The organism is Pseudomonas sp. SYWMCR5 (genome assembly GCF_057197165.1).
Map to the genome: position 1 here is coordinate 653093 of NZ_JBXUNH010000001.1, position 12509 is coordinate 665601.

Below are 12509 nucleotides of genomic sequence, written 5' to 3' on the forward strand. Positions count from 1 at the left end.
CGTAAAGGCGCACAGTATACGCAAGCCCGCTGCGTTCTCGAAGCGGCCCGCTTCAGCCTTGGGCGCCAGGCTCGGCCAGGCGGTACGCGGCGAGCGCGGCCAGGTAGCTGCCATCGGGGGCGCGCCTGCGAAAGTGCTTGTCGAGCCCGGCGAAAATAGCTTCGGCGACTTTGCGCTGGTGACGAGGATCCTGCAGCCGCTGGCAATCCCGGGCATTGGACATGAAGCCAGTCTCCACCAGGATCGAAGGCACGCTGGGCGACTTGAGCACCGCGAAACCGGCCTGCTCCACCCGGGCCTGATGCAGACCGGCCACGCCTTCGAGCTGGCCCAGCACCGAATGCCCCAGGTCCAGGCTGGTGGAGATGGTCGCATTCATCGACATGTCCAGCAGCACACCTGCCACCACCGGGTCCTTGGGTGGCTTTTTCAACACGCTGGATACCCCGACGAAATCGGCATCGTTCTCGCGTTGTGCCATCCAGCGCGCCACTGTCGAAGTAGCACCATGCTCGGACAGGGCGAACACCGAGGCACCGGATGCGGTGCGCCTCGGCGCCGCGTCGGCATGCACGGAAATGAACAGGTCGGCGTTCAGCCGTTGGGCCATTTCGGCACGTTTGCGCAGCGGGATAAACACGTCCTGATTGCGCACCAGGCGCGCCTTGAAGCCCTTCTGCGCATCGATGCGTCGCGCCAGCAGGCGGGCGATGGCCAGTGCTACAAGCTTTTCCTGCTCACCGCCACTGCCGACGGCACCTGGGTCCTTGCCGCCGTGACCGGCATCGATCACGATCAACAGGTCACGCCCCTGCGGCGGTGCCATATTCCCGACAGCCTTGCCCGTCGGCACTGCGGCCGCAACTGGCAATCCGCCAAGACGCAGGGCCAACTGCCGACCGCGGGCTAGCGTCTGCAACTCGCCGGAAATTCCCGATGAGCGCAGGTCCAGCACAATGCGCAAGCCGCCGTCTGCAGTCGCTGCACTGCGAATTGCCTTGATCGGCGTGCCCTTGAGGGCCAGCCCATCAAGCGAAGTCGCCAGCCCCGCGCCTTGCAGATCAAGAACCAGTCGCGGTGGCGCTTCCAGGGTGAAGGTGCGAGCGGGTATCGGGCCACTGAGGTCCAGCAGCAGGGTCGTGCCTTCTGCCCCCTGGCGCAATACTGCACCGCGAACCTGCTCGGCGGTATTGGCCAGCACCAGGCGGCTGACAGGCAAGGTGCAGCCGGCAAACAGCAGCTGTAGGAAGGTGCGTCTGTCCATGGCGGAGGGCACTCGTGTCGACAAAAGCTGATTACAATTAAGGTTATAACATAACATTTTAAAGTCATTTGCAAGGCTTTCCCGTTTGTCACGCTCACCGGATCTGCACGCGTTGGTTAAACTAGGTACGGACTACGGAGACACAGACGAAGAAGCGTCTCAAGACTTTCCATGAAGGCCCTAGGGTCTGTATGAAAAACCCTGATACTTGGTGATTCTGCGTTGAAAACAGCCTGGTGCGCCAGCCCGGTCGGAATGCTCATTTACAACCCGTAAAGTCGAGCGCGGCCCCGGCCGTTCCTCGGCTGTTTTCGCCTTGCCTGACATTCGTCTCAAGGCTTTTCATACAGACCCTAGGGAAACGCCGTTGGGCCTGATCTGCTGAACCTAAACGTGGGCTAGGATCTTTGCAGACGTTTCAGCCATATAACCAGTGATTCCATCGACATGGGCTTGGCGCAGAAATAACCCTGGCCGTGATTGGCACCGAGTTCCAGCAGGAGCGAACGCTGCTCCTGAGTTTCGATGCCTTCGACGATCAGTTCCACTTGCAAGTCTTCTGCCAGCGTCAACGCATTGCGGACAATCGTACGCGCGCGAGGTGAACCTTCGAGCTGTCGAGTGAACTCCCCCGCCAACTTGAGTTCCTCGAACGGGATTTCGCTGAGCCGCCACAGCGAGGAGTACCCCGTGCCGAAGTCATCCATCGATAGGCGCACACCAATCGTCTTCAGGCACATGAGGCGCTGACGGATATCAGGCGCAAGAACAGCAGGTGCGTCCTCGGTGATCTCTAGGGTCACCGAGGATAGCGGCAACGGATGCTGCATCAGGCGCGTGATCAAGCGATCAAACAAAGCATGAGTGGCCAGTTGGTGCAGACTGAGGTTCAAGGAAAAACCCAGCTCCCAACCCTGCCGATGGAGTCTTATCTGGCAAGCCAGGCTCTGCTCCAGCAGCTCGCTGAACAAATCATCCAGCAACTGTTCGCGGGTCATCGTGGCTATAAATGCCGCTGGAGGCAGTAAGCCATACTGGGGATGCTGCCAGCGCGCAAGAACTTCCACGCTGTGCACCACCCGACTATGTAAATCGAACTTAGGCTGAGCATAGGCCCGGAATTCGCGACGGCATAGTCCCGCGCGGATGCCTACAGTATCAACGCACTGGGTCGCCGACATGAACAAAGAAGAACGCGTGGGTTCTCCGTCAGAGAGCAGAGTCGGAAGTGCGATGAACATTTCAAGTTCCTGCGTGGAGCCAGCCGAGAAGCTGATATTGATGATCAGCCTCGCCATCATACTTTTTCTTATATTCAACGACCACCCACTGCCAAAGCCAATACATGCCAGCAATGATAAAAAATTTGCCTGAAACGTCATCCACCAGAAAGTTCCAAGCCCCTCACTGTAAATACAAAAATAAACTTGCTTTTTACCTTGAGCTACTTTTGAATATTTTATGCGCTCCTTCGATCCCGTGTTTTTTGACAACTATTTAAACAGACTGTTGACAGACTTATCCAGGTAAGGGAACCCATGAAAAACTACGTACTTCTTCCATTAGTGGCCATACTGACGTTCGGCTGTGAAAGCTCAGATCGTGACCCGAAAGTGGATCAAGCAAAAATCTGCGTGGCCACGACTGATAAACAGGCTCTTGCGTGCACGGAGGGGCAGCTCTTCATGGCTAGAATTACTCAGCCAGACTTAACAACACGAGCATACAATGTCCTTAACTCTGTAGCACTGTATTGCAACACCAACTACCCGATATTTGAGAATCCTGCGGGTGTTGTTTGCATCATGACACACGCACGTATCAGTGCGTTGACAGGCATTCAGCGCGATAGCAAAGCACCTGAAAAATTCCCTTCATCGCACGAAAAATAAACCCCCAACACAAAAGACCATTTTTTAGTATCCACAAATATGAAATAACCTTATGAAATTTTTCGCCATCAGTACCTCCGCCTTAATTTATTTGATACTTCCCGACCACGCGCTAGCCGACTATAACAGAGGAGCGTCCGAATACCGTCTGAAAAACTTTGCTTCCGCGATTTATGAGTGGCGGCAATCTGCCGAAGAAGGCGAAGTTCGGTCCCAGCTTCGACTAGCACAAATGTACGAACGGGGACAAGGTGTACCACGCCAGTTTGATCTGGCGAAAAAGTGGTACTCCCTTGCGGCTCATGGTGGTGACGTTGAAGCGCAAAGATATGTGGCAAAAATCTATCTACAGGGCCTCGATGGGCAGGAGCCAGACCCTTGGCAGGCTGCGAGGTGGCTGCAGCGTGCGGTTGACTCGGGCGATGCCGAATCAGCTTTCTTGCTTGGCCATCTCTACTACGCTGGCGCTGGCGTCGCAAGGGATTTACCTAAAGCAATCTTTTATTATCGATTTGCGGCACAAAACAGGATCGCCGCAGCGCAAAATAACTTGGGCAGTCTCTATGAATCCGGAAATGGTCTAGATAAAAACGATACGCTAGCTGCACAGTGGTATTTGCGAGCGGCTCGTGCTCGGGATTCTTATGGTCAAAACAATATGGGAAGAATGTACGCTTTAGGAAAGGGCGTTCCGCAAGACTACGCCTGGGCGATTTTCTGGTTTGCCATGTCAGCTTCTCAAGGGAACACTGAAGCTCAAAAAAACATAGAGACTTACCTCGCACACCTTCCACGTCAGCAAGTGACCACCGAAACTGCAAATATCCGATTGGGCAACTCGACGGCCTATAAGGTAATTGCACAAGTGATGCGAGGTCAGACTCTTCCGGTTTTGGGCGAGGGACAGGGGTGGACGCAGGTCTATCTTGAATCGAGCCAGCAACTGGGGTGGGTCTCCTCGTCACTGCTGGATTAATGACTTATTGGATTGTTAAAGGGGTGTGCGATCTTCGCGCCCTATGACCCGTTATTTGAATATCGACTCGACGATTTGGCGCGAGGCAGGCACGCTGCCCCCCTATCGAAGCGGCCTCTGAACACTGCTGGACAGGCCGGCGCTCTCCTTCCCCCCATGATGAGATTCGATCCTCACGAATGCCACGCTTGATCAGTGCACGACGTACAGTTACGGCCCGACGCTCCGAGAGTAACTGGTTATAGGTTTCATCTCCTAGTCGATCCGCATGCCCGATAACGACGACCGATGATCCGTCCGCCATCCCTTGTAAGACCCACGATGCGACCTCATCGATTTCGCGCTCGCCTTGCGGGCTAAGCGCGTCACTATCGAAGTCAAATAAAGCATCGGCACTGACCGAGACACGCGTATCCTCGGACGTTTCTTCCGCGAGTGATCGCGCGCACTCGCCCTCCTTCCAGTATCGCCCATCCACGAGCATATCATCATCAAAATGCAGCTGATATTGGCAGGTTCGATAACGCCCCAAGTGATCGGGCATATGGAATATGAAGTTCCACTCATGTTCTCCAAACATGCCTTCATCAAAATGAGGGCGACCCAGTAAATCATAGACCTGGTCTTTGCTCATGCCGTCACGCAGTGTTCGAAGGTTAGCCAAATTGGGATAACTACCTTGCGTTTGCCAAGCACTCTTCATATCGGGAAAGACGATGGCCTTTTTTTGAGGAGAGACCGACTCTTGCTCTTGCTGTTGAATCGTTGCGCTTGAGCAGCCGACGGTGGCCCACCCCAGCATCACCAGGGTGGTTGCGTAACGAATATGCCGTTGAATCGACATGGTTTAGGGCCCCTTGTCTCGATTACCAGTGGAAGCCGACGCCTACAGCCGCGCCTGCGTGGTTTTGCGTATCTCCCGTGAGGTTTAAACGCGTCGTCCACCGACCGTTATCCGATAGCCAGGAAAAGCCGACAGCGACTGCCGATTCTCCCTGATACGTTCCCCCGCCCACGGCGATCATGCTTTTACCCGCGATAGTTGCTTGAGGAATGGCAGCCGCAGCCAGGGCGCTTGCCGTACCGGCATTGGCCTGATCTTTGACATCGTCGATCTTTCTTCCAAGCCCATCGATCTGGCGACGATAATTTTGATCCATCGCCCTGAGCTGCCCTACATTGGCCGCGTCCGTATCGGCCTCGCCCGACGCGACGTTATGGACCCGCGTCGGTGAGCCCGCTTGACCCATCGTGACCGAGCTATAGTTGACACTGCCATCTACGTGACGGTCGTAATTCACCGCCCCGGCCTGCACCGAGCTCAATTGGCGAACATTGACTGCATCGGTTGCCTCGGTACCGCCGGCCACATTAGTAATCTGACGCTCTTTATTCTCGCTGCCGACTGAAACCGCGCCCTGAGTCGATGCAACGCTATGGCCGGAAAAGGCTTCCTCAGCACCGTTCATGCCTGCGCGGGTGGCGCGTGAGCCTGCTCCAAGCGCGATACTGCCTTCTGCCTCGGCGACCGCACCGTTACCCATAGCAACGCTGTTGTCACCATTGGCGACGCTACTGGGCCCTGAGGCAACACTATTCGCGCCGTTGGCCTGCGCGGCTGGGCCATCGGCGTTCGCTCTAAAATAACGGCTGCCACCTTGGTTGATATCAGTAATGGCGTTCTGCATTTCCCAAAGCTGACTGCCATTGACGGCCTCGCGGCTGTTTTCGGCAATGTCGCCAGCGGCTAAATTACCGATGGTTGTTCCGCCTTCTCCCTTGAGTTCGACAGAGCTGTAATCGACGCTACCATCTTCATTGGTGCTGTACTGCACGGCCTGGTCACCCAGGCGCTCGATGTCTCCACTCAAGTTGGTGATGTTACCCTCGACGCTGGTGACACGCCCATCGAGCGCTGTGATATCAGTTTGTGCCCTGAAAACATCATCCTGTACGGCTGCCACAGCCTGATTGGTTGCATATAGCTGGCTTCCATTCACGGCGTCTGTGCTTTCGGAAGTCACGCGCCCAGCGGCAATATTTGTCAGCGTCCGCTCTTTTCCCGCAGAGCCCAAACTCACGTTTCCGACCGGTGCCGAGCCAGCATAAGTGTACATTTGCCCTGCAATCATGCTGCCTTCCGTCGCGATCGCTTCCTCTGAGATCGAGTCCGCGCCCAAAGCAATGCCATTGCTGGTGCCTACTGTTGCTCCTCTACCGATGGCAATCGCGTTTTCGGCTCTGGCCTGGGCGTCGACACCGACGGCAATCGCGCCGCGGCCGGTAGCTCCGTTGTTATCGTAGTTACCGCCTTCTTCTCCACCATCATTGACGCTGTAATAGCGCGTACGATTGCGATCGAAGTAAGCCAGATTTACGGCGTCCCCCCGCGCAGTAGGATCGCCAAGATTGGAGATAGTTTGACCATTCATATCGATCCCATCGGCGTTGATACTAAGGCCTCCGGGTAGGGTCACACTATCGAGCTCTAAGTTCCGATTGAGCCTGATGGCAACCTGTCCGTCGTTATCATCACCAACTTGTTCAACACTCAGGTTGTTGTCACCTGTGAAGGCAACGCTTCCGTTCGGACCGATGTTAGCGGCGTTACCATAGTCATCTGTAACGTTCCAACCTGCATTCGCCGCATTACTAGTCTTGGCCAATGCGGCATCGATGGTGTCTTCACCCGTGCCCCCCAAGTTAGAAGTGATAATTTCACCCGTGTTCGGATCGATGGTCGTATTGCCACCAATGATGTCCCCGACATTGGCGGCGTGGCGGAATAGCTGGCTTCCATTGATGGCCTCGGTGCTGTTTGCATTGACTGCCCCATCCCGCAATGCGGTAATGGTGCTTCCTCCCATATCAATGCCATCGGCAGCAACGGTTACCGCGCTGAGCGGATTGCCCTCCCCATCGACTTCCACAGACGCTACGGTCAGGCCAGTTTGAGTCAATGCGCTCCCACCGCGACCCTCGCCACCGCTCACATTGACGCCAGCGCTGGTGACTACCGTTGTGCTAGTGACATCGCCACTGTCACTAATAGCGGTTACCTCCAAGCCGGCATCATCCAGTCGGCTATTGCCGGTCGTGACGCTGTTGAGGTCAAGATTGCGATTGAGTCGGATGGCGACCTGACCCCTATCGTCCTCGCCAGTTTGCGTCACCTCAAGATTATCGTCGCCGGAGAAAGTCACGCCGCCATTCGGACCGATGTTGGCGGTATTACCCTCAGCATCGCTCAAGTTCCAGCCGGCGTTGGCAGCGGTATTGATAGCGCCAATCGCACCATTGATAGTGTCTTCGCCAGTTCCACCCAGGTTCGACGTGGAGATCTCGCCCGAGTCCGGATTGATCGTCGTGTTGCCACCGATGATGTTGCCTAGGTTGCTGGCCTGTCCGAATAGCTGGCTTCCGTTGATGGCATCGGTGCTATCCGCATTGACGGCACCGTCACCCAACGCGGTTATGGTGTTGCCGCCCATATCGATACCGCTGGCGTCGATAGAAGGTCCACCACCATTGATCGACAGACTATCGATGGAGATGTCTGGGGCGGTCGCGATAGTGATATTGGCGCCGTCTTGGGTAAGTTCGATATTGGCGCCGTCGAGAAAACGTACAGCCTCACCTGGTGCAACATTACTTGTGCTGCTCCCGTTCACACCGAGATTAAAGCCTTGACTCGCGTAATCCGCTTTCTCGTTGACGGCGGAGAGCTGGGAAACGTTGACGGCATCAGTATCTGCCGACCCTGCCGCAACGTTGGTGATACGCCGCTCACTGTCGGCTGCACCGACTGAAACCTCCCCCACCGGTGCCGTTCCTGCGACCTCGATGGTATTACCAGCGGCATCCAGCGGCTGGAAGGGTGAATCCCCGAGGGTGTTGCCGTTGGCGATGGAGTTCGAACCTAGTACTACGCTGTTCGCCACCGTGACTGAAGCATTGTTCCCCAGTATGAAAGCGTCGGCGACATTGATGGGGGTATCTTCGGTGCCATTACTGTTGCCGATGATGCGGCTACCCGTAGCGTTATCGCCGAGAAAGTTTCCATTACCGAAAATACCGGCATCATCGGCGGCGATGGCCGCGCTGGGACTGCCGTTATCATTACCTAGCGTATAGGTCCCATTACCCGTTACATAGCTGGGGTCACCGATTGCACCTGAACGCTCCCCGATAACTTGGTTACCGGTGCCAATACTCAAAGAGCCCTGGCCCGCAACGATGGAAAAATAACCCAGTGAAATCGCGTCAGCAGCTGTCGCGATAGAGCCATAGCCTACAGCTATGGACCTGGCGCCTTGAGATGAGGATGAGCCACCTATGGCAAGGGAATTCTCACCATCGGCTACTGCGCCTGAACCGAACGCAGAGCTGCCCACAGCGCGCGCACGAGCACCACTACCCATAGCGGTCGTCGATAGCTGACTTGCCAGCGATTCAGAGCCGAATGCTGAAGATCCCTCTCCACTAGCCGTCGCGTTGTTTCCAACTGCCGACGCATCAGTTGCAGTGGCGCTCGCATTACTGCCTACGGCCAACGCGAAATCAGCTGCAGTGTCATTGCCATCGCCGTCTCGCATACCGACGGTTGCACCATGGCCAAAAGCCGAAGAGCCTTCCCCAATGACCAGAGCATTATTACCTACAGCAGTCGACAAATGGCTAGTTGCTTCCGAATTGCTGCCAGCCGCCAGGGAATAACTTCCACTGGCGTTCGAGCCTGTGCCGAAGGCAGACGAGGCTTCACCACTTGCCGCTGAGAGGTTTCCAACTGCCATGGCATAGTCTGCCGAAGCATTAGCAGAGTTTCCGTAAGCGATGGCATCCATCCCTACCGCGCTCGATGCTCGCCCTATAGAGATAGCTGAGTAGTTGTCGGAGCCCGACGCCATGGCGCCATCACCTAAGGCAATATCGCCATTGAACGTGGCTGCCGAGTTTGCTCCCAAAGCTATCGATTGGCTGCCTGAGGCTGCCGCATTGTTTCCCGCGGCGAATGAGTCGGGGCCACTCGCGTTTGAGCTATAGCCCAATCCAATTGAGCGATCTGCAGTCGCTTGAGAATAAGAACCGAGAGACAGAGCCATGACACCGGAGGCATTGGCTCTATCGCCAAGCGCACTCCCCCCCCTCACTGAAGCACTTGCCAGACGTCCTATCGCAACCGTATTAGCGGCGGATGCCATCGATCCAGACCCGAATGCAAAAGCGTTATCAGCTGTGGCTTGTGTACCAGAACCGATGGCCAATGAAAAAGATCCCGTTGATCGCGTGTTGACACCTAGACTGATGGCAGAACCACCCGAAGCGCCGGAGCCACTACCGATAGCAATGGCATTATCATTACAACCCGTAGCACTACTACCGATAGCGATCCTCGTAGGTGATCCATTACAGTCGTCCCCCCCGCCTGCTTCATACGCAGATGAGGAGTCCGGCATGCCACATAATAAAGGAAGATAGATACCCACTGCTGCCACCCTACATTTGCTTGTAGAGCGCCGCGACACGGCATGCTCGGACGTAACAACAAGTCGCCCCAATGCAGTACTCCACACGACTCGAAAAATATGATTCATGGTCCCTCCAGACTTGGACAACGGGGCGGAAATTCTTAAGACTTTAGATGCACCTGAATTAAACCCTTGCTCACCTTCCAGCCACAGCAATAATCCACCACTCAGCCGCCAGACTGAACTCGGAGACAAGTTTGCCACTTACGCAACAATAAGGTAGGGTTTGTACAGCAGCATTCTGCACCCTGTTCTAAATATTTTTTTTCCAGAGCTGATAAAAAATTTGCCTATTATGACCTTCATCAAGAGGTCGGTACCTTGGTACAGTTCCTCTGTAGCGGCCAACAGTGCTAAGCGCTTTGAGCTCATGGGCTAGTAGGCTTGGAGGAAATCGAAGGCAGTTAAGCGAGCAGTGTTTTGAAGGCCGTGGCGCCAAGATAGACTGGTGTGCTGCCCTATCGAGCTGATGCACTGGTATCAAATTTGAGAGTTGGCAGGCTTGGCTGACAGGTTTGGATTTCGGAGGGGCGTGTGATGGTAGGTCTTATAGATGAAAAAAAAATCGACCTTTTGCTTTCGAAAGTCAATAATTACATCGACAGCCAGGGCAGCGGCGAAGGTATTTTCCCAACACGCATTGATGGCTTTAACCTCCACCGCACTTTTGCAAAAGTTATGCCGGTAAGCCAAGTTTATCGACCCCAACTTTGTGTGGTGCTACAAGGCTCTAAACAGATTCTCTTTGGAGAAAACATGCTCGACTATCATGCGCTGGAGTGCCTGGTCGTCAGTATGGAGTTACCCGCTAGCGGACGAATTGCCGAAGCGACACCGAGCTTGCCATTCATCGGCATAACCCTGGATATTGATAAAGACGACGTTGCCGAAGTCGTGGCGAAATTCGATGCAGTATCTTCTTCTTGTGACCCCGTCGAATCGTGTGCATTCGTTGTCAAGCTTGATGATATGTTTTTAGATTGTTTGCTGCGCCTGATAAATTTATTGGATCGCCCCAGTTCACTTCCGATTCTTTATCCTTCACTGATGAAAGAGTTATATTGCTGGTTCCTAGACGGAGCCTACGCTAGTGAGTTCTGTAAGCTCGCTATACCAGACAGCCAAATGCAGCGCCTCACAAAAGCCATCGAGTTTTTGAGAGAAAACTTTAATAAAAAGCTTTCAATTAAACAGTTGGCCGAAGTGGCAAAGATGAGCCCCTCTTCTTTTCGCAAAAACTTCAAAGCTGCGACATCGACGACTTCTCTACAGTACCAGAAAAATTTACGCCTTTTGGAGGCGCGACGCCTAATGGTATCTGAGTCCAAAAGTGTGGCAGAGGCAGCTTATGAAGTAGGTTATGAAAGCCCTTCACAGTTCAGTCGAGAATACTTGCGAACATTTAATATAAACCCTAAACGTGACGCCATGAATCTAAAAGACCTACACAGTAAGTATGCCGACCGAAAAGCGCGATAACCGTTTGGCGCCACGAAAAAACCGCCATGAAAATTATAGAAAACGAGCGATATAACTATTAATTTCAGAATACAAAGAGCCACTGATCGCCTGTACTATCGATACGTGAAAACACTATCGCGCCCAATGAATGCAACCTATCCGATGCACTGGCCGAATTCACTAATCGAGTGTTTTTATTGAGGACGTCGACCTAAACGCCCACGCATGCTGCTTCAATATCAGACGTTGCAACCTGTACAACTTTATGTGTCGCGCACAGCTTGGAAACTCGTTGCCATGAAAACGCTCTTCGACAACGTAAAGAAGCGCTGCATGCGATGAAGAAAGGAGAGCCCGAAGCCCCAACGGTCTATCGGCAGTCATTTGAGTTGTGACGGGTCAAGTATGCACTATGCCTTTGACTTTTTGACCCATAAACAAAAAAGCCCACCGAAAGCGGCAGGCTATTTCATATAAAGTCACGCTGAAGCATCACTTCATATGGATGACAGAAAGTGACTGCTAAGCACGCTTTCCTAGTACATCGTGTATTTCTCTGAATATGGTGGGTCGTGTAGGATTCGAACCTACGACCAATTGGTTAAAAGCCAACTGCTCTACCAACTGAGCTAACGACCCGTTGGATGGCGCGTATACTACTGATTTCTCAGAGAAAATCAACACCCCATCGCATTATTTTCAAAAATAACGTGTTGGATCAGCGATCCCGGCAGCCTTGAAGCCTTCAGCACGCAGGCGGCAGCTATCGCACTTGCCGCAGGCACGGCCATCGTCGTCGGCCTGGTAACAGGATACTGTGAGGCTGTAGTCCACCCCACGGGCAATACCGGCCTCGACGATTTGCGCCTTGCTCAGGTTCTGCAGTGGCGCCTGGATGCGGAACCCCTGACCTTCCACCCCCGCCTTGGTAGCCAGGTTGGCCATGCGCTCGAAGGCCTCGACGAACTCCGGGCGGCAATCGGGGTAACCCGAATAATCAACAGCGTTGACGCCAATGAAGATGTCACGAGCTTGCAGCACTTCTGCCCAGCCCAGCGCCAACGACAGGAATACGGTATTGCGCGCCGGTACGTAGGTGACCGGAATACCCTCGGTAGGTGCTTCAGGCACATCGATGCTGCTGTCGGTGAGGGCCGAACCGCCAATACCATCGAGGTTCAAGCCAATGACCTTGTGCTCGACCACGCCCAGATCGCGAGCCACCCGCGCAGCTGCGTTGAGCTCAGCGCGATGGCGCTGGCCGTAATCGAAGCTCATGGTGTAGCAACTGTAGCCCTCGGCCTTGGCCATGGCGACCACAGTGGCCGAGTCCAGACCGCCAGACAGCAGGATTACCGCACGTTTTTCAGTCATGTCATTCACTCTCT

General features: G+C 54.4%; 9 protein-coding genes, 1 tRNA gene and 1 pseudogene. 3 read left to right on the plus strand and 8 right to left on the minus strand.

The genetic code is table 11. The features are described 5' to 3' along the window. Window positions 1-52 precede the first annotated feature (52 nt). The 3 genes from AC2CGW_RS03065 to AC2CGW_RS03075 all read right to left on the minus strand — a co-directional run bounded on the left by AC2CGW_RS03065 (window position 53) and on the right by AC2CGW_RS03075 (window position 2650). Window positions 53-1264: an N-acetylmuramoyl-L-alanine amidase gene (locus tag AC2CGW_RS03065; protein WP_186667166.1), complete on the minus strand. Its 1212-nt coding sequence runs from the start codon at window positions 1262-1264 to the stop codon at window positions 53-55. Between the two features lie 398 nt (window positions 1265-1662). Further along, the gene (locus AC2CGW_RS03070) at window positions 1663-2505 is read right to left on the minus strand and encodes an EAL domain-containing protein (RefSeq protein WP_484573531.1); all 843 of its coding nucleotides are present in this window, start codon (window positions 2503-2505) and stop codon (window positions 1663-1665) included. A gap of 1 nt (window position 2506) precedes the next feature. Then, window positions 2507-2650 carry a hypothetical protein gene (locus tag AC2CGW_RS03075; protein WP_186718925.1) on the minus strand — a complete coding sequence of 48 codons (144 nt, stop codon included), beginning with the start codon at window positions 2648-2650 and terminating at the stop codon, window positions 2507-2509. 152 nt (window positions 2651-2802) lie between these two features. Here AC2CGW_RS03075 and AC2CGW_RS03080 point away from each other — a divergent pair, with 152 nt between their 5' ends. Continuing rightward, entirely contained in the window at window positions 2803-3156 is a 354-nt protein-coding gene (locus AC2CGW_RS03080; protein ID WP_186667168.1) for a hypothetical protein, read from the plus strand. Window positions 3157-3208: 52 nt separating this feature from the next. Then, complete coding sequence (locus AC2CGW_RS03085) at window positions 3209-4132, plus strand: SH3 domain-containing protein (protein WP_186709577.1); 924 nt, start codon at window positions 3209-3211, stop codon at window positions 4130-4132. 4 nt (window positions 4133-4136) lie between these two features. Here AC2CGW_RS03085 and AC2CGW_RS03090 read toward each other — a convergent pair whose 3' ends face one another. The 3 genes and pseudogenes from AC2CGW_RS03090 to AC2CGW_RS03100 all read right to left on the minus strand — a co-directional run. Then, window positions 4137-4976: an OmpA family protein gene (locus AC2CGW_RS03090; RefSeq protein WP_484573532.1), complete on the minus strand. Its 840-nt coding sequence runs from the start codon at window positions 4974-4976 to the stop codon at window positions 4137-4139. 22 nt (window positions 4977-4998) lie between these two features. Next, window positions 4999-8976, minus strand: a complete 3978-nt coding sequence (locus tag AC2CGW_RS03095) for a YadA-like family protein (RefSeq protein WP_288374806.1) — start codon at window positions 8974-8976, stop codon at window positions 4999-5001. 75 nt (window positions 8977-9051) lie between these two features. Continuing rightward, window positions 9052-9726 (minus strand): annotated as a pseudogene (locus AC2CGW_RS03100) (ESPR-type extended signal peptide-containing protein); the annotation flags it as partial. Window positions 9727-10197: 471 nt separating this feature from the next. Here AC2CGW_RS03100 and AC2CGW_RS03105 point away from each other — a divergent pair. Next, complete coding sequence (locus tag AC2CGW_RS03105; protein ID WP_484573684.1) at window positions 10198-11139, plus strand: AraC family transcriptional regulator; 942 nt, start codon at window positions 10198-10200, stop codon at window positions 11137-11139. A 545-nt stretch (window positions 11140-11684) separates the two neighbouring features. Here the strand turns inward: AC2CGW_RS03105 and AC2CGW_RS03110 are convergent. Continuing rightward, window positions 11685-11760 (minus strand) — tRNA-Lys (locus AC2CGW_RS03110). 60 nt (window positions 11761-11820) lie between these two features. Then, entirely contained in the window at window positions 11821-12495 is a 675-nt protein-coding gene (queC, locus tag AC2CGW_RS03115; RefSeq protein WP_186667172.1) for a 7-cyano-7-deazaguanine synthase QueC, read from the minus strand. Window positions 12496-12509 lie beyond the last annotated feature (14 nt).